We start from the raw sequence: 16,976 nt of genomic DNA, 5'->3' as shown, positions 1-16,976 counted from the left end.
CACTTTATTTTACTATCAAATCACACAAAAAGCAAGAAAGAACGGCCCTTTACAGAAATTTTTCTGCAAAGGGACCGTTCTCCTGATGTCATTTGCGGGATGAACCTCTCAGTTACCGCGTAAGCGCTGGCGGAGAAGCTGTCCTTCGTACAACCTCTCAGTCATTGCTTCGCAATGCCAGCTCCCCTGGTAGGGGAGCCATTGGCAGGCCGGGCCAGCCCTGCTGTTCGCGTAGGTCCGAGGGTTCACCACCGGAATCCCCACTTGGAGAAGTACCGCAGCAGGTTGCTGGTCTGCCAGAGAGCAGGCTTCAGGCTGCGGTGCGCGGCGCGGTGCCATGCATGGATGGCCGTATACTGGGGCACCAGATACGCTTTGCCCCGGGTGCGCATCTTCTGGGTGAGGTCGGCATCCTCCACATACATGAAGTAGTCCTCGTCAAAGCCGCCCACTGCCCGGAAAGTGCGGGTGCGCACCGCCGAGAAGCTGCCAGTGCAGAACTCGATCTCGGTGGGTTTTGTCAGGTCTTTGTCCGCCATGAGATAGCGCTCGTTGTACTTTGCCCAGAACCTGAGCGCCGGCAGCTGACGGTAGACCATGGGGCGGAGCGCACACCGGCGCAGCGGCAGCTGCTGGGGGCGGCCATCCGGGAAGACAAGCGCAGGCCGGGCCATGACGACGTCCGGGTGCTGCTCCATCCAGTCGGCCAGGTCGCTCAGGGTGTCCGCCGTCAGCTGGATGTCCGGGTTGAGGATGAAGTGATAGTCGCTGTCCAGTTCCGGCAGGACCATATTGTGGCCGGTGCCAAAGCCGCCGTTCTCTGTGCGGCAGCGGACAACGACCTGCTGCCCCTCCCCTGCTGCCAGCAGGCCGCTGTGCAGCGCTGCTTCCAGCTTTTGGCCGCTGCCGTCCGGGCTGGCGTTGTCCACCAGATACAGTGTCAGCGGGTGGCGGCGGGTGAACCGCAAAACGGTCTGTGCCGCTTTCAGCGCCTCATCGTACCCGTTATAGACTACAATACAAGCTGATAGTTTCAAATGGATTCTCCTCTTCTCTGTCGCGGCGCTCGACACGTTCCGAACGGAACGGCCTGCGCCATCCCGCTCCGGCCTTGGCGGACACGCGAAGCATGACCGGGAGGGTCATTCCAGCGGCAGGATCTTCAGCGCGAAATCTTCCCGCTGGATGTCAAAGTTGGGGTTGGTGCAGGGGTCGCCCTTGGCCAGCAGATCACCCCAGCGGGCCTGGAAGCGGAGCACCTCGCCCTGGAAGCGCTTCTGCTTTTCGGGGTTGTCCTCCATGCCGCGGCTCTTGCTCTCGTAGTGGTACAGCTGTGCAAACGGGGTGAACACGTTGGTATAGCCCGCTTCACGCACGCGCACGCAGAAGTCCACATCGTTGAAGGCCACAGCAAAGCTCTCGTCCAGACCGTTCAGCTCCTGATAGATCTCACGGCGGATGAGCAGACAGGCAGCGGTGTCGCCGTAGACGTCCTGCACATAGTTCAGGCGGCCCATATAGCCATCGGATGCCGCCGGGAAGTATTTGTGCAGGTGGCCCGCCACGCCGCCGATGCCAAAGCCGATACCGGCATGCTGGATGGTGTTGTCCGGATAAAGCAGCTTTGCGCCCACGCAGCCCACACGGTCCTGCTGGGCGTACATGACCATCTCTTCCAGCCAGTTGGGGGTGATGACCTCGGTATCGTTGTTGAGCAGCAGCAGGTATTCGCCGGTGGCTTCCTTTGCGCCAAAGTTGTTCAGGGCGCTGTAGTTGAAGCCGGTGCCCTGCCAGGTGACGACGTGCAGGTTGGCATGCTCCTGCTCCATCCGCTTGTAAGCACGGAACGTCTCCGGCTGCCTGCTGTTGTTCTCGATGACGATGAGTTCAAAATCCGGGTAGGTGGTGCGGTCGTAGATGGATTCCACGCACAGCTCCAGATCCTTGATGTGGTCACAGGTGGGGATCAGGATGCTTACCCGGCCCGGATGCGCGATGGTGTAATCGGTCTTGTAATAGCCAGGTGTACCGGGGATGAGGGTCACATCATCCACCGCCACGCCGCAGCGCTCGTAATGCGCCTTGAGCGCCGCAATACCCGCCTCAATGCAGTAGGTCTTGGCGGAGATGTCCGCCGCCGTGCTGCCGGGACTGGAGCGCCAGTAGTACAGCAGATGCGGGATATGCACGATCTTGTGCGCCTTTTCGGTCAGGCGCAGGTAGAGGTCATAGTCCTGACTGCCGTTGTATTCCATCCGCTCACCGCCGCCGCTGCGCTCCATCAGGACGCGGCTGAAGACGGAAAGATGACAGATATAGTTGTTGGAGCGCAGATTATCCAGCATATAATCCGGCTTGAAATGGTAAAGCACCACATTCTCCACCTTGCCCTCAAAGGTGGCCTCGTCGGTATAGACGAAGTCTGCCTTCTGCTCGGCGATGGCTTTGGCCGCATACCACAGAGCACAGGGGTGCAGGATATCATCGTGGTCCAGCAGGGCGATGAACTCGCCCGTTGCCAGCGCAAAGCCCTGATTGGTGTTGCCCGCAATGCCCTCGTTCTTTTCCAGCTTCTGGTAGCGGATGCGCGGATCGGACGCAGCGCGGGCCTGGACCTTCTGGCCCACGGCGGGGTCCTGCCCAGCGTCCACGCAGCACAGCTCCCAGTTGCGGTAGGTCTGGTTCACGACGGAATCCAGCAGCTCTTCCAGAAAGTTCAGCGGGGTGTTGTACAGTGGCACCACGATGCTGATGCGCGGCGCGGCGGGCTGGTCGTTTGCCTGCCGGACCAGCAGCTCCACCGGGGCGAAGCGGTCGGCCCGCATCGTCATGCCGGGGAAGAGCGCCGCATACACACGGCGGGCACGGGCCTTTTCCAGCATACCGGAAACGCCCTCGGCGCGCAGCTCGTGCAGGAAGACAAAGAGCGGGAAGGTGTGCCAGAGCTGGCGGCTCTTGCTGACCGCATAGCGGGCGGGCCAGGTCATCTTCCAGAAGGTGGAGCCTGTGACCTCGTTCAGGGTCTGCTCCAGCTGCTTTTCGTGGCTGCGGCTCAGGGAGAGGTCGCTGCGCAGCCGCTCGATGAGCGCCGCTTCCTCGCCGCAGGTGCGCTCTGCACGGACCATCCGGTCCCGCAGGATGTCGAGTTCTTCCTCGTAACCGCGGACCATCCCCATGGCGCTGGGCTGGACAGTGCAGAACAGCGCCGCCTGCTGGGCACGGCCCCGGCTGCGCCACTGCAGATCACGGTAGTAGCCGCGCTCGGCCAGCTTTTCCGCCCATGCGGACAGGGCGGTGGTATCGGTGCACACCAGCAGGACCTGTTCGGCCAGTCGGGCGGGCAGTTCGACCCAGGCCGGGTCTTCCACCACCAGCAGCTCCGGCTGGGCCGTGGCGGCCGCCGTCCAGGGGTTGGCTCGGATGCCCGCACGGCGCAGCGCCTTTTCCAGCAGCGCACCGGACTCCTCATCGGCTGCAAGCACCGCAGCCGCCTCCGGTGCCAGCTCCTCCGCGATGCGCTGTGCCAGCAGGCGGCAGCGCTCTGCAGCCTCTCTCGTTTCCTTTTCTTTCTCCAACTGCATTTCTGATTTCTCCACTTCTCCGCAGGACGCAGATCCCGCGCTTCGCTTTCCTACAAACTAATATAGTATACCAGATTCCGCCCCGTTTGAGAAGCGCTTTTGCCCATTTTCCTGCGGATGCCAGTTCTTTAGCCGAACAGACTGCTCAGCCAGCCGAACAGGCCGGAAGTGCCGCGGCCTGCCTTGCCGATGGAGGTGCCGGGATAATAGTGCTTGAGGATCTTTTTATAATTCATTCCACGCTCGTTGGCATAGCCCACCGCGCCGCACTGGCTCATGCCAACGCCGTGGCCGTAGCCGTAGTAGTACATCACCGGGGTGCCGTTGGCATCGGTACCGAAATCGAAGCAGTAACGGGAGGAAACGAACTGGCCGATATAGCGGTAGCTGCGGCCATCGACCGTCAGGGTGTTGTACTGCACAAAGCCGCCCAGATCCTTGTGGGTGGTGTCTGCGCTCTGGTAAGCCTGCCCTGTCTTGCTGTTGGTGTATTCGGTGTAGCGGTAATCCCGGCCGATGATGCGGCGCATCAGGTTATGATACTGCTCCTCGTAGGGGCTCTCCACGCTCTGCAGATACGGCACATCGGTGCCCCAGGCATCCTGACCGGAACAGGTGCCATAGGTACCGGTCTGGGTGTTATAGCCCGCACTGGCCGACCACACCGCATCGATGACTGACCCATTGTAGGTCACGACCTCGTCTTTGACCGGCTCGATGGCCTTGCGCAGAGCCTCCCGCGTGGAGGACGGGATCTGATCCACCGGAGTATAGATGAGCGCATTGGCAGAGGAGCCGTACTGCTTGTGGTATTCCAGATAGGAATGGATGGCCACCGCCTGTGCCTTCCACGCCTGCTGGGCGGCGCTGGCGCTGACATAGCTGCCAATGGAGCCAAGCTCCGTGTAGGTAACGCCCACAAGGCAGTCCACCAGATCGAGCGTCACGTTCCGGCGCAGGCCTTTTCCCTTGATGTTGAGGTAAGGCATGGTGATCTTATTCCGCGAGCCGAACAGCCAGCTCAGGCAGTTTTCCTCCTCGGCAGGGATCAGGGTCGTGTCCGCGCCGCCCATAGTGGTGGGGTGGGCCGTCTCGCCCTCGGCAAATGCGGCGGGGGCCGCCGTGCACAGCAGCACCACTGCCAGTACCAGCGCCGCAATGCGGCGTGCAACCATCGAAATACGCTTCAAAGTCGGTTTCCTCCCAGAATGCACCTCATCAGTGCAATTTTTCTTCCAGTTTAACACACCCGGCGGGCCTGGGCAAGAACCGGACTTTGGTTTTCACATTTGCCTTCTTCCCGCCCGGCCCTGAAAAAGTTTCTACAAAACAGAAGATCCAGCACCCGGTTCGGATACTGGATTTTTGGTGGGCGCGGGTGGATGTCGCGAGCCGCGCATCTAAAAAAGCCCCGCAGGGGCTTTTTTGCCCGCCGGACTATTCGGCGGGCCGATGCTGTTCGAATCCACCCGCATTTGTGAGCCTCACGCACAAGCAAAACAAAAAGCTCCAACGTAGTAGTTACGTTGAAGCTTTTTTGGTGGAGCGAAGCAACCTAAATCCGAACCATTGCCCTCTGGGGCATCTTTCGCGGCGATCTCATCGAAAGTGATGGTTTTTGTGCCGTCTTTGTAGTTGAATGTAATCAAAACTTTTTCATCATAGAGATAAACAGCATTCACGAATGTATTGATAAGCGTTTCCCGGTGGCTTTTCACGTTCGGGTCGAGCTTGCGGAACCGGGTCAGCCAGAACCGAACCTGATTTTCGCTTAACCGAGGCCGAGCGATTTTTTCTTCGGCAATCCGAACTTCAAGTTCTTTCTGCTGGGCTTCCAGCTTTTCCAAACGCGATTTGGTGGAGTTGGTCAGCACACCTGCTTGAATGGCGTTCAGCATATTTTCAATGCCGTTCTCTACCTCGCGCATCTGCTTTTCCAGCAAAGGGAGCGTGGTGTTTTCCTGATCCTGCAACTCCATCACTTCCGCAACGATGGCATCAATCACGGCATCGTCCTGAATCAGCTTCATGGTTTCAGCTATGACCAAATCTTCCAGCCACTCTTTACGGACGGTCTTTTTCTTGCAGGTCTTGAAACGCTTCGCGGTGGCGCACTTATAATAATGATGAACGACCTTGTTTCTACCCGTACCGCACTCGCCGAACATCATCGCGCCGCACATTCCGCAGAACAGCTTGGTGGTGAGCAAGTAATCGTCCTCGGCCTTGTGACGGGCAGGAGCGCGGCTGTTCTTCTTGATTTTTTGCTGTACTTCTTCAAACAAGTCCTTGTCCACGATGGCCGGGATGCTGTCGGGCATCACGATATCCTTGAAGTGGTTTTCTCCGATGTACCGTTTGTTCGTCAGCAGCGTCTGAACACTGTTGTAGGTAAACTTCTGGTTGCGGTTGGTGGTCACGCCACTATCGTTCAGCCAGTTCATCAGCTCTTTCATGGTAGCACCATCGTTGTACCGCTGAAAGGCTTCCACCACAAAGGGGGCTTTCAGCGGGTCGATTTGAAAGAACTTCTCCTCATCCACCTTAAAACCAATGGGAATCGTGCCGCCGTTGTACTTGCCCTTCAGAACATTCTCGGTCATGCCGCGCACGACTTTTTCAGAAAGTTCTGCTGAATAGTATTCAGCCATGCCGGTGAGCATACTCTTGACCATAATACCCGCAGGGCTGTCAGAGATGGGCTCCGTGGCAGACACCAGCTTGACATGATTGCGCTCCAACTGGTACTCATAGTGCGCTGAATCGTAACGGTTTCGGGCAAAGCGGTCGAGTTTCCAGACCAGCACGATGTCAAACAGCCGTTTTTCGCTGTCCTTGATCATCTGCTGGAAGTCCGGGCGGTTATCGGTTTTGGCGGAAAGGGCACGGTCAATGTAGTGTTTGACCACGGTAATGCCGTTCTTTTCGGCGTAGGCCGTACATTCACGAATCTGCCCTTCGATGGATTCTTCGCGCTGGTTATCGCTGGAATAGCGGGCGTAAATCACGGCGGTCATGGCTGCACCTCCTTACTTCATTTTCCGCAGACGGCGCACAAGGTCGGATGCGCTGTACAGCACACGAGCCACCGAAACAGCATCCCCGCCCACAATGTAGAACACCGAGTAGTTGTCCACCAGCATCTGCCGCAGCCCTTGAGTGCGCTCCGGCTCACTTTCCACTAGCGCACAGCGCTCTGGCAGGATGTTCAGGGATTGGATGGCTTCTGCAATACGATTATACTGCCCCATAGCCGTGTCAGGCTCCAGCAGACGGTCAGCAATATAGCTGTAAATCTGCTCCATATCGCTGAGGGCTGCACGAGAAATTTTCACGTCATACTGCTTCATCTGTGCTGTTCCCTGAACTGTGCGAATGCGCTTGCCGCATCCACGGTATCACCGTTCTGAATTTCCTTAATGCCTACCTGCAAGGCTGCATGAAGCTGATCATCGGTCATGGTGTCAGCATTCAGAGCCGCAGGAGCTTTCGGCAGGGACAGAGAAAAGGGGATGCCGCCAGTCAGGGTGATCTGGCGCAGGTACATATCAATGGCAGTTGCCATCGGGATGCCGAGCTGCTTCAGCACATCCTCGGCTTGCTGCTTGACAGTAGGGTTCACACGGAGATTGAGTGTCATCGTTTTTTCCATGGTTATCACCTCGGATTTATTGTAACGTATTTTGCGTTGCAAATCAACAACTTCCAAACTTATAATTAAATTTCTCCATATTGCACAACATATTTATTGCAGAATTGTTCAAAGATCAAAATATCCACCCTGTTGCTGAAATGAAATCAAGCTAGTCATTCTTATTTTTCATGTATCGATTATCTTTTTTACCATTGTACCGAACAAAATCATCAGCGGAATCGCAAAAAGCAAACATAGGACATTTTTTAATTCAGCATTATCCGTTGAAAGCTGCATCAAAATCATAGAGAGCGGATACTTTTCTTTGCTCTGCAAAAATGTCATGGGTTGTTCCAAAAGATTCCAGCTCTCAGCGATAGAAAGGAATGCCGCAATCATAACATACGGTCGTACAATTGGAGCATAAATTTTCCTAAAAAGCCCCCAGTTGCTTGCGCCGTCACAAATTGCTGAATCGAACAGGCTACTGTCAATTCTTTTTGCTGCGAACCAAAAGAGTAAAATCATCCAAGGCTGGAAAGCCGTCATTATCAATAGCCCTTTCAGAGAATCCAACCATCCAATGTTCATCAGAACCAGATATTGAGGGAGCATAAGTGCTTGCTGTGGCAAAAGCAAAAAGAAAACACAGGTCAAAAGAAAAAATGTCTGCGCTTTCGGAGATGGGATTCTGGCAATCGCATAACCTGCAGGCAGTGCAATCACAATTTGAATAAGCACTCCGACAATTGCAAGAATCGCGGTATTTTTATAGGCGCAAATGAATTCCATCAGAGAATCCATCTGCCACAAGTCATCTGGGTTTATATCAAATATCGGGAAAACAAGAAATACGCATGGCAGCACAAAAATCACAGCAACTATCAAAGATAACATCCTATATGTAGCTTCTTTTCGTGGGTTCATCAGTTATTCCTCTTTTTTCTTGCCAAGTACATTCCGATCAGCACAACGGCCCCAACAAAAAGCACAACCAAAACAGATGCCGCTTCCAGTCGTGCATAGTTCATATTCATAAAATTGTTTTGTAGAAAGTGCTGAATACTATATAATTGTTCATTCGGATGACTTCCTCCAATCAAATAGGCTTCACGGAAACATCGAAAGCTATTGTAAATCGTCAAGATTCCACAAATCAATAAAGAACTCTTTATTATTGGAAGCTTTATGTACCAAAAACATTGTAAAGGGTTGACTCCATCCAGCATGGCGGCATCTATGATCTCAGATTCAATGGATTTCATAGCAACCATAAAAATTAAAATTGAGAATCCCAGCGTTTTCCATAACACAATTACAAGGAACACATAAAATGCAAATGGTGTTTCACCCCACTGGCTAGGAGATTTTCGTAAGATGCTTGATGCGATTGTCACAACACAAGCTGCCGGAAGTATTGAAGGAACAAGGAAGAACAGACAAAGTTTTTCTTGTCGGAACTTTATATAAACTTCCGCAATGAAAATGCCAATAACCAAATTGACGGGTATAATAATAGCCCACAAATGAAACAGATTTCTAACGGCAAGTGAAAATGCCTCATTTTCAAAAAGATCCACATAATTTTGTATGCCGACAAAATCAGTTCCTGTTCCAAGAAAGAGACTTTTCCAAAAAGCAATCAAGATTGGAAACAGATAGCAAAAAAATCCGGCAATAAGTGCCGGCAGAAGAAGGATATTGCTCTGAAGATTCTTTTTCATTTTATTCATCAAGGTACAATTTGAGCCGCGGAGTAAGTCGATCAACAAGCTCATCAAGGGTAATTTCATCATTCCAATACTGAACCATCGTTTCGCTTAGAAGATTTCCGCCATCCTCACTTTGATCAAGCTGCAAGGCACGGTACCAAATTGTGTGATATTGCGCTGCATTGATCTTGTCACATATTGTTTCAAGTTGATCTAGCTGTGCATCAGTCAAATTGTCACCATACATCTCTTTTCGGTTTTCAATATCTTCTTGCCCTATTTTTTCATGGGATGCATCATAGACACTGAATTGATATTGTGCTTCCATACATTTTTTAAGACATCCACGTCGGACAGGAAACATATCTTTATCTGCAAACGCCGAACTCGACTGGCATTCTTCACTAAGAAGATAAGCTAAAAGTGCTTTTACCTCTGCTGGATGCTTTGTGTTTCGATTTCCCATTGCGTAAGAACCGATTTCAGCAGTAACACCGCCTAGCTCATTGGGAATGGGAAGTGTTACGGTTTTGATTCCAAGAGCTGCACACTGCCGAAGAAGTCCCACCGTCATATAGCTTGGGTCAAGACTAGCAAAAGGTTCACCGTTTGCAAAATAATCTTGGACTACTTCTGGATTGAAACTGTCAAACAAACCATTTTGCATCTCATAAGAAATTTCACCCGTACGGAATTCTTTCTCGTATGCTAATGTTTGCCGACAACTAACTGTATCCAAGTTAATAGTGTGATTCTTGTAATCGATAATTGGCTGCGATAACGCGCTTGTCATGCTAAAGTCCATCACAACCAGCATTGGTTTTTCCTTGTAGACGCGCAGCAGTTCATCCATCGTGGCCGCAAGGCTTTTTGATGCGGCTTGCATATCAAATCCGCTGTCTTTCAGAACGCTTTCTGCACTTGTCAGAGCTGGAACTGAAAAGCACAAAGGTAAAATATACTGTTTTCCTTTTAGTTTTCCAGCATCTAAAAGAGGCATATAAAAATTCTCTGCTGTGAATTCGTTTGAATCCATTACATCGGTAAGATCGAGAAAAGCTCCATTCATCATACTCTTTTCAATATCTGGAAATAGATTAACATTCGTCAATCGGTTTCCTTCCATAATAAAAAGGTCGGGACCCTTGCCTGAAAGGATTTCCGTATTTAGCTGATGAATCTCTGCCTCACGCTCTGCGGTATCACCCTCTTTTGGCGATACGAATTGTATTGTGATATTCGGGTTCTCTTTTTGATAATCTAGCAGTTTTTCATAGATAGGACAATGTGTATCAGGATTTGCATAGTGAGCGGTAAGGTAGACTGTTAAAGTGACTGGATTTGAGCTATCCTCTGCAACGGGCTTAGCTAAATCAGTTTCCTTCTTGGTAGATGCGCATCCTGTGAGAAGAACCAGCAGGCTTACAATAATAGCGGCAATAAATATACTAAATCGGTTATTTCGTCTATTGTTATACATAACTTCAGGTTCTCCGACTTCTAAAATTTTGCTTCATACCAATACCAATGTGCTGCAATTCGTTCAGTATATTGTGTATTATCACCTTCTGATTCTGCCCACGACCATCCATTTCCACTTTTTACAAACTCAACCGGAACATCTTGAAAGCCATGTGGTTCATCATCTTCAGAATAGTAAAAGCCCTTATATGTAGTACTCGGAATGAGCCCGAAAGAGCCTGTACAAAATTCCACCATATCATCTGCGTAATAATATACTTTCCATCCATTCCACTCTAGCGGTCCCATTGGATGTTCTTCTATCACTTTCCGCGCATAGTTTGTCAGCTCATCCTGATTTCGCAGTACATAAGACTGGATGGATTTTTTGCTAAATGGCCGAACAATCAACGCCGTAGCTACAGCAATACACCCTAGTGCGGTCAAAAGTCCAATGCAAATTCTTTTCATGTTTTTCTCCAGTCAACTGAAAACATATCACGCTGTAAGAACTATGATATCGCAGACTTTACTTTAGCGTGTGTACAATATGCAGAGCCATATCAGCATTTTCTTTGTCCACAAACACCTCTGTGACATACTGCGGTTTTATGCCGAGGGTTCCAATTCTTGCTTGATCAAATGTGTTATGCCGATTGACATCTTTGGATTTACAATAGAATTTAATTCCAGCTGCCGCCAACGCATCCGTGATGCGATTGCATTGGTAAGGGTCAGAAACTGTTGCAACTAGCGATTTGAAAAAATGCTCTAACATAAAAAGGCCTCCTATATACGTTCTAAAAGAAGTTCTTACAAATCCTTTTTAAAACAACGAAATTTAAGCCCGCTTTATTTCATCCGTCCACAATTTTTTTCAAAATCGTATAGCTGCACATAAATTTCCAGAAAACTTGTAGCACAATCACGATTTTTCTTTTCACTCAGATAAACCACCACGGCAGTTCCAGCCAAAGGTTATCCATGGCCTGTTTCTCCGTCTTTTTTGCGCGGCCTTTTGTCAGGTGAAAGTATATCGCCGTGCCGATCAGAGGATGCTCCTCGCCATCGGTGAAGCCATAGCGGTACAGAAGATAGGTCTGCTCCCGCTGGCTCAGCCGTTTCAGAGCATCGTACAGTTCCCGGCGCGATTCCTGTTCTTCCATAATACTCTGCGGCTGCATGGCGTAGGGGTCGGCTATGGCTTCAATACGCCGCAGCTGCTCTTCTCCCGGCAGAACCTCATCCAGCGAAACGCGCTGGTAGCAGACGCCGTCCTTGTCTTCTGTCACCATCCGCTGCTCAAAAGCGGCAAAGGCATCCCGCACCATGTCCATCATGGCGTTGCGGATGGCCGGAGCTGCGTAGGTCAGGAACTTCATGCCGCGCGCCGCATCGAACTTCGGCACAGCTTTCCATAAGCCCAGATTGCCCGCTTGTTTCAAATCGTTCGTGTCAAGGTTCAGGCCAGACTGTGCCAGATTCATGCTGCGGAAGAGGTCATTTGCCACCTTGCCAATAAAGGACTTGTTGTTGTCGATCAGGCTGTCCAGCGCGGCAGCATCGCCTTTCTGTGCCAGCGCACAAAGCCGTTCATTCGTCTGCTTCATGGGCGTTTTCCTGCTCTGCGGCAGACTGCAAGATTCCCAACAGACCGCTTCGCAGCTGTTCCAGTGCTTCCGGCGTGGCTCCTTCCATACCCGAAACGCTGTCCAACATTGCATCCGTCAACTGCTCTGCCGTAATCGTTGGGTGCTGCACATCCTGCCCTTTGGTCAATTCGGTGAACATCTTCTCTGCCACTTTCTTGCTCATGGCTTCCTGTTCAGCGTAGTGGCTCCCGATGCCCTTTTTAATTTCCTTGACCGTTGCCATGAAGTACGTCTCAATATCATCAAGGTCGCCTTGGTACACCGGTTTTCTCCGAAGGCTGATGTCCTTTGCGGCTTTGGCTGCTTCCGGGGTCTTGACCTTTGTGCGCAGCAGGGTGCTCAATGTCGTGAGCATGGCATTCTGTGCTGCGATGCCAGACGCAAAAGTATCATCAAAATACTGCGCTATGCGGTAAGTAAGCTCTGCGAAACGGGCATTTTCCAGCAGCAGATTGACCACCTCTGTATTGACACGCCCTGTGTAGAGGTTCTTTGCGGCTTCTACGGACAAGCCCAGCTCGGCAATGTCGTAGTTCTTGCGGTCAGGGATGTTGGTTTCTCCCAGCAGGAAATCCGTGGACACTTTGAACAGCCTTGCAATCTTTAGCACCTGCTCATGGGTCAGGGTTCCTTTCGCGCCACTAATAAAACGGCTGATGGTGCTCTTGGAGCAGCCGATTTCCTTGGCAAGTTCTGGTTGGCTGATGTTGTGCTCTTTCATCAAGTCCGCAAGACGGATGTTGGATGGTGCGGGCAGATATTCCTGTGCCATGTGGTCGGCCCTCCTTTTTGAGCTTTTTCCTCATTATAATACGCTCTGCCGTTTTGTTCAATATACGGTTTCCTCTCTGCCCTTGCTGTTGCAGCCCTGCAACCAGTAAGGGCATTTTTCTTTTTCCGTTGCAGTTCTGCCGCTTTTTCGCCTTTCCTGCAAAATTTTCCGTATATTCAGGCAGGAAGCAAAAAACACCAGAGTTCCCACTTTGGGGATACTCTGGTGCAACACACGAAACAAAGGAGAAATGCCCTTGAGCCTGTATCAAACTGTCAAGTCCGCCATCACCGTTCGGCAGGTGGGAGAAATGTATGGTATGGAGCCAGACCGCCATGGCATGGTGTGCTGTCCGTTCCATTCCGACAGCGACCCCAGCATGAAGCTGAACGACACCTATTATTACTGTTTCGCTTGCGGGGCCAATGGAGATGCCATCGACCTCACCGCCAAGCTGTTCGACCTGAACCCCCGGCAAGCCGCCGAGAAGCTCGCAAGTGACTTCGGGCTTGACCCGGATAAGCCGCCCGCCAATGCCATCGCCCTGCCGCCGCCCAAGCGTGGCCTGACGGACGAGCAGTGGGCAGACATCGCCTACTGTCTGCGGGTGCTGACCGATTATCTCGACCTGCTGCACGACTGGCGAGAGCGTTACAAGCCCGCCAGCCCGGAAGAACCGCTGGACGAGCGGTTCGTGGAAGCCCTCCACATGACCGAAACCATCGAGCACCTGACGGACTGCGTTGCATTTGGGACGCCCCAGCAGAAGGCCGCTGCCGCCGCACAGCTGCTGTCCGGGTCGTACCTGCTGATGCTGGAGGAGCGCACCGACCGCCTTGCTCTGGCAAAGTGCGCCTGACGATTCATTCACCTAAAGTGGTGCTTATCATTATGATAATCACCACTTTACTTTTTTAAAGGAGAACCACCACATGAAGAAAAACATTTCCCGCAACCCCTTATGGCCGGACTGGTACAACGGCAAGAAGATCGATGAAGTCCAGTTTGGCCGCGCCTTTCTGGAACAGTGGCCGCTGAAATGCGTCAACGGTACGCTGTACACGCTGGACGGTCCGGTGGAGGACGAGAGCGAGATCAAGCAGCGCATCTTGGAGAACATCGAGGAATATGTCACCTCCGGCCTGTCCAAAAAGGTCACCAACATTCTGGAGACCATCAAGCTGCTGGCCTTTTCCGACCCGTTCCCCATCGAGCAGGACTGCATCCACCTCCAGAACGGCGTGTACCATCTGCCGGACGGCTCTTTTCAGGAGAGCCGCCTGTTCTGCCAGAACCGCCTGCCTGTGAAGTACGACCCGAAAGCACCCAGCCCTGACCGCTGGCTGACCTTTCTGCACGAGCTGCTGGACGATGCCGACATCCCCACCTTGCAGGAATATCTGGGCTATTGCCTTATCCCCAGCACCAAAGGCCAAAAGATGATGCTCATCGTTGGCAAGGGCGGCGAGGGTAAATCCAGAATCGGGCTGGTACTGAAACGGCTCATGGGGGATGCCGCCAGCAACGGCAGTGTCCAGAAAGTGGAGAACAATCGCTTTGCCCGTGCCGATCTGGAACGCCGCCTGCTGATGATCGACGATGACATGGACATGAACGCCCTGCCCAAGACCAATTATATCAAGACCATCGTGACCGCCGAAGCCAAGCTGGACTTGGAGCGCAAAGGTGTCCAGAGCTACCAGCGGGACATCTACGCCCGGTTCCTCTGCTTCGGCAACGGTGCGCTGACTTCGCTGTACGACCATTCGGACGGTTTCTTTCGCCGCCAGCTCATCCTGACCACCAAGGACAAGCCTGCTGACCGCACGGATGACCCTTTCCTTGTGGAGAAGATGTGCGCCGAGTTGGAGGGCATCCTGCTCTGGTGTCTGGAAGGGCTGCATCGGCTGGTGCAGAACGATTTCCGTTTCACGGTCAGCGAACGAGCCGCTGCCAACGTGGACACCATCAAGCGCAGCAGCAACAATGTCATCGACTTCATGGAGTCCGAGGGCTATTTCCGCTTCAAGGCGGACTACTCCATCAGCTCCAAGGAGTTCTACGACATTTATAAGCAGTGGTGCGAGGACAACGCCTGCCACAGCGTATCGGCGATCCGTTTCAGCGCGGAACTGCGCCAGAATGACCGCCGCTATAACCTTGAAGCCACCAACAACATCTACCTGCCCGGTGGCCGCAGGGTGCGGGGTTTTGTAGGCATCGAGCCGCTTGTCCACCCCTGCCCGTAAAAAGTGCATTTTTCACGGAAGAAGTTCGTACAACCTGTACGGTCTGTACTTGTACGCACCCGTACGGCAAATCGAGATAAATTAAGGCGTGTTATCGTTCATATTTCAGGTTTCCGTACACCGTACAGACCGTACAGGTTATTTGAAGTCCGTACGCAATTTTTTCAGATGCGTACGGAGCAATCAAGTTCGCATTGTGCGAACTTGATCGTAGCTCTCCCGCAGGAGACGTTCCCCCTCGGAGAGCCCACTACACTTTGCAGACCATAGGGATGAAAGTGTCATAGTGGGTTATTACACTTCCGCAGAAGTGCATCTCCGTTCCCCGTCACCTCCCGATGAACCCCGAAAGGAGGGATGCCCTTTGGCAAGAAATGATGGCATTGACCGCACCAGTGTCCGAAATCTCGCCGTTTCGGACAAGGCCGTTGGCAACACCCAGCAGCACAATGAACGTGAAAAGGACAGCTATCGGAACCCCGATATTATCCCCCAGCGCACCGCATGGAACGTCCATTTCAAAAAGCCTACCGCCAGCTACACCGACCTGTTCGCCCAACTGGAAGCCGCCGGAACCATCTCCACGCGCGGCCTGAAACCGGATGCCACCCACTACTGTGAGCTTGTCTTTGATGTCAACTCGGCCTACTTTGACAACCACGGCGGCTATGAGTTCGCCAAGCAGTTCTATGAGGATGCCTACAAAGCAGCCGTTCAGATCGTGGGTGGTGAGCAGTATATCCTCTCGGCAGTCATGCACGCCGATGAGATCAACCGCGCCATGACCGAAGCATTAGGCCGGGAGGTCTACCACTACCATCTTCATGTGGTCTATGTGCCTGTGGTGGAAAAGCAGATCCTCTGGTCGAAACGCTGCAAGGACAAGGCACTGGTCGGCACCGTCAAGGAGACTGTCATGCAGGTCAGCCGGAGCAAGAAGTGGGCATCCAAACCTCTGCTGGATGATGCCGGAAAACCGATCCTGCAAAAGAGCGGCAAGCCTATCCTGAAGAAGTCGTACAGCGTCTTGCAGGACAACTTCTTCAATTTTATGCGCGCTGCCGGGTACACCGATATAGAGCGCGGCGAGCGTGGCAGCACTGAAGAACACCTGACCGTCACCCAATTCAAAGTCCAGCGGGAGCAGGAGCGACTGGACACTCTGACCGCCCAGATTGACCAGAAAAAGCAGCACCTCACCCAAACCAACAAAACCCTCTCCAAGACCGAAAAGGAACTTGCCGCTGTGCAGAAAAAGGCCACGCTCACAAAAGAAGCCCTCATTCATGCGCGCGATCTGGATTATATCGGCAAGCGCACCTTTCTCGGTAACTACTCGCTGACCGAAGAAGAATTCTCCAAGCTGAAAAAACAGGCCGACCACGGCTATATGATGGATGTGGAGAACCGCCGCTTGAAAGAAGAACTTTCCACCGCCAAGAAAGAGGCCGTTCGTTGGAGCAACAAGTACCACGACCTGTGGTACGACGTGAAACCCTATCTGGATGCTCTCCACCGTGCGCCTGAACTGGTGCGCAGCTTTTTGGAAAAGATTCTTGCCCCCAAGCAGGAGCGCATCATGAATGTGCCGCAGCAAAACCGCAAGCATGGGCAAGATATGGAACTTTGATTTTCGGAGGATACCATTTGAACAAAAAGAAGAAGTTAAACAAATCCGGCTACCCGGATGAAGCAATCAAGACCCTTGCACGTTGCTTTTATCCCTCCATGGTTGAGTTTTTCAACAGCGAGGAAGGCCAGCGTGAATACGAGGAATGGCTGAAAGAGCAGGAAGCTTCACAAGCCTTGCCTGTTGCCGCATAAAAACAGCAGGACGCTCCCAGAAAAGGGAACGCCCTGCCTTACATAGATGTATCTCACCGAGGTGTGTCCAGTTGGGCACACCTCTTATTTT

17 protein-coding genes are annotated in these 16,976 nt (G+C 52.5%); 4 read left to right on the top strand and 13 right to left on the bottom strand.

Features of this window, described 5'->3' with window-relative positions:
• Positions 1-245 precede the first annotated feature (245 nt).
• From ACNQFG_RS08335 to ACNQFG_RS08275, 13 genes are all read right to left on the bottom strand, one after another.
• Positions 246-1,037, bottom strand: coding sequence for a glycosyltransferase family 2 protein (locus ACNQFG_RS08335; protein ID WP_423404546.1), 792 nt, complete (start codon positions 1,035-1,037; stop codon positions 246-248).
• A 105-nt stretch (positions 1,038-1,142) separates the two neighbouring features.
• Complete coding sequence (locus tag ACNQFG_RS08330; RefSeq protein ID WP_423404545.1) at positions 1,143-3,581, bottom strand: glycosyltransferase family 2 protein; 2,439 nt, start codon at positions 3,579-3,581, stop codon at positions 1,143-1,145.
• A gap of 128 nt (positions 3,582-3,709) precedes the next feature.
• Positions 3,710-4,771: a SpoIID/LytB domain-containing protein gene (locus tag ACNQFG_RS08325; RefSeq protein WP_423404544.1), complete on the bottom strand. Its 1,062-nt coding sequence runs from the start codon at positions 4,769-4,771 to the stop codon at positions 3,710-3,712.
• A gap of 294 nt (positions 4,772-5,065) precedes the next feature.
• The gene (locus ACNQFG_RS08320) at positions 5,066-6,598 is read right to left on the bottom strand and encodes a recombinase family protein (protein ID WP_423404543.1); all 1,533 of its coding nucleotides are present in this window, start codon (positions 6,596-6,598) and stop codon (positions 5,066-5,068) included.
• Between the two features lie 12 nt (positions 6,599-6,610).
• Positions 6,611-6,931 carry a type II toxin-antitoxin system RelE/ParE family toxin gene (locus tag ACNQFG_RS08315; protein WP_423404542.1) on the bottom strand — a complete coding sequence of 107 codons (321 nt, stop codon included), beginning with the start codon at positions 6,929-6,931 and terminating at the stop codon, positions 6,611-6,613.
• Positions 6,928-7,233: a type II toxin-antitoxin system RelB/DinJ family antitoxin gene (locus ACNQFG_RS08310; RefSeq protein ID WP_035393314.1), complete on the bottom strand. Its 306-nt coding sequence runs from the start codon at positions 7,231-7,233 to the stop codon at positions 6,928-6,930. Before ACNQFG_RS08310 ends, ACNQFG_RS08315 begins: the two co-directional genes overlap by 4 nt.
• A 168-nt stretch (positions 7,234-7,401) precedes the next feature.
• A complete protein-coding gene (locus ACNQFG_RS08305) occupies positions 7,402-8,142 on the bottom strand; it encodes a carbohydrate ABC transporter permease (RefSeq protein WP_423404541.1) in 741 nt (246 codons plus the stop codon).
• The gene (locus ACNQFG_RS08300) at positions 8,142-8,939 is read right to left on the bottom strand and encodes a carbohydrate ABC transporter permease (protein ID WP_157774374.1); all 798 of its coding nucleotides are present in this window, start codon (positions 8,937-8,939) and stop codon (positions 8,142-8,144) included. The genes ACNQFG_RS08305 and ACNQFG_RS08300 overlap by 1 nt, the downstream gene beginning before the upstream one ends.
• A 1-nt stretch (position 8,940) precedes the next feature.
• Positions 8,941-10,407 (bottom strand): ABC transporter substrate-binding protein, encoded by a 1,467-nt coding sequence (locus tag ACNQFG_RS08295; protein WP_097786451.1) that lies wholly within the window; start codon positions 10,405-10,407, stop codon positions 8,941-8,943.
• Positions 10,408-10,427: 20 nt separating this feature from the next.
• Positions 10,428-10,859, bottom strand: a complete 432-nt coding sequence (locus ACNQFG_RS08290) for a hypothetical protein (protein ID WP_143405465.1) — start codon at positions 10,857-10,859, stop codon at positions 10,428-10,430.
• A 58-nt stretch (positions 10,860-10,917) separates the two neighbouring features.
• The gene (locus ACNQFG_RS08285) at positions 10,918-11,166 is read right to left on the bottom strand and encodes a hypothetical protein (RefSeq protein WP_423404540.1); all 249 of its coding nucleotides are present in this window, start codon (positions 11,164-11,166) and stop codon (positions 10,918-10,920) included.
• Between the two features lie 166 nt (positions 11,167-11,332).
• Entirely contained in the window at positions 11,333-11,998 is a 666-nt protein-coding gene (locus ACNQFG_RS08280; RefSeq protein ID WP_423404539.1) for a sigma-70 family RNA polymerase sigma factor, read from the bottom strand.
• Entirely contained in the window at positions 11,982-12,812 is an 831-nt protein-coding gene (locus ACNQFG_RS08275; RefSeq protein WP_423404538.1) for a helix-turn-helix domain-containing protein, read from the bottom strand. The genes ACNQFG_RS08280 and ACNQFG_RS08275 overlap by 17 nt, the downstream gene beginning before the upstream one ends.
• A gap of 250 nt (positions 12,813-13,062) precedes the next feature.
• On the opposite strand from ACNQFG_RS08275, the gene ACNQFG_RS08270 reads away from it, so the two are divergent.
• The 4 genes from ACNQFG_RS08270 (at position 13,063) to ACNQFG_RS08255 (ending at position 16,885) form a co-directional block, all read left to right on the top strand.
• Positions 13,063-13,671, top strand: a complete 609-nt coding sequence (locus ACNQFG_RS08270) for a CHC2 zinc finger domain-containing protein (RefSeq protein ID WP_423404537.1) — start codon at positions 13,063-13,065, stop codon at positions 13,669-13,671.
• Between the two features lie 73 nt (positions 13,672-13,744).
• Positions 13,745-15,061 carry a DNA primase family protein gene (locus tag ACNQFG_RS08265; protein WP_207685517.1) on the top strand — a complete coding sequence of 439 codons (1,317 nt, stop codon included), beginning with the start codon at positions 13,745-13,747 and terminating at the stop codon, positions 15,059-15,061.
• Positions 15,062-15,425: 364 nt separating this feature from the next.
• Positions 15,426-16,691 (top strand): plasmid recombination protein, encoded by a 1,266-nt coding sequence (locus ACNQFG_RS08260; RefSeq protein ID WP_423404536.1) that lies wholly within the window; start codon positions 15,426-15,428, stop codon positions 16,689-16,691.
• Between the two features lie 17 nt (positions 16,692-16,708).
• A complete protein-coding gene (locus tag ACNQFG_RS08255; RefSeq protein ID WP_423404535.1) occupies positions 16,709-16,885 on the top strand; it encodes a hypothetical protein in 177 nt (58 codons plus the stop codon).
• Positions 16,886-16,976: the final 91 nt, after the last annotated feature.

This window comes from Faecalibacterium prausnitzii (assembly GCF_049532945.1).
Lineage (GTDB): Bacteria > Bacillota > Clostridia > Oscillospirales > Ruminococcaceae > Faecalibacterium > Faecalibacterium prausnitzii_N.
This window is presented reverse-complemented; position numbering and strand designations above follow the sequence as displayed.

Coding starts and splice junctions, on each gene's coding strand:
- ACNQFG_RS08330 (WP_423404545.1), bottom strand. CDS start 3,581: ATGCAGTTGGAGAAAGAAAAGGAAACGAGAGAGGCTGCAGAGCGCTGC.
- ACNQFG_RS08320 (WP_423404543.1), bottom strand. CDS start 6,598: ATGACCGCCGTGATTTACGCCCGCTATTCCAGCGATAACCAGCGCGAA.
- ACNQFG_RS08315 (WP_423404542.1), bottom strand. CDS start 6,931: ATGAAGCAGTATGACGTGAAAATTTCTCGTGCAGCCCTCAGCGATATG.
- ACNQFG_RS08310 (WP_035393314.1), bottom strand. CDS start 7,233: ATGGAAAAAACGATGACACTCAATCTCCGTGTGAACCCTACTGTCAAG.
- ACNQFG_RS08305 (WP_423404541.1), bottom strand. CDS start 8,142: ATGAACCCACGAAAAGAAGCTACATATAGGATGTTATCTTTGATAGTT.
- ACNQFG_RS08300 (WP_157774374.1), bottom strand. CDS start 8,939: ATGAAAAAGAATCTTCAGAGCAATATCCTTCTTCTGCCGGCACTTATT.
- ACNQFG_RS08295 (WP_097786451.1), bottom strand. CDS start 10,407: ATGTATAACAATAGACGAAATAACCGATTTAGTATATTTATTGCCGCT.
- ACNQFG_RS08290 (WP_143405465.1), bottom strand. CDS start 10,859: ATGAAAAGAATTTGCATTGGACTTTTGACCGCACTAGGGTGTATTGCT.
- ACNQFG_RS08285 (WP_423404540.1), bottom strand. CDS start 11,166: ATGTTAGAGCATTTTTTCAAATCGCTAGTTGCAACAGTTTCTGACCCT.
- ACNQFG_RS08280 (WP_423404539.1), bottom strand. CDS start 11,998: ATGAAGCAGACGAATGAACGGCTTTGTGCGCTGGCACAGAAAGGCGAT.
- ACNQFG_RS08275 (WP_423404538.1), bottom strand. CDS start 12,812: ATGGCACAGGAATATCTGCCCGCACCATCCAACATCCGTCTTGCGGAC.
- ACNQFG_RS08270 (WP_423404537.1), top strand. CDS start 13,063: ATGCCCTTGAGCCTGTATCAAACTGTCAAGTCCGCCATCACCGTTCGG.
- ACNQFG_RS08265 (WP_207685517.1), top strand. CDS start 13,745: ATGAAGAAAAACATTTCCCGCAACCCCTTATGGCCGGACTGGTACAAC.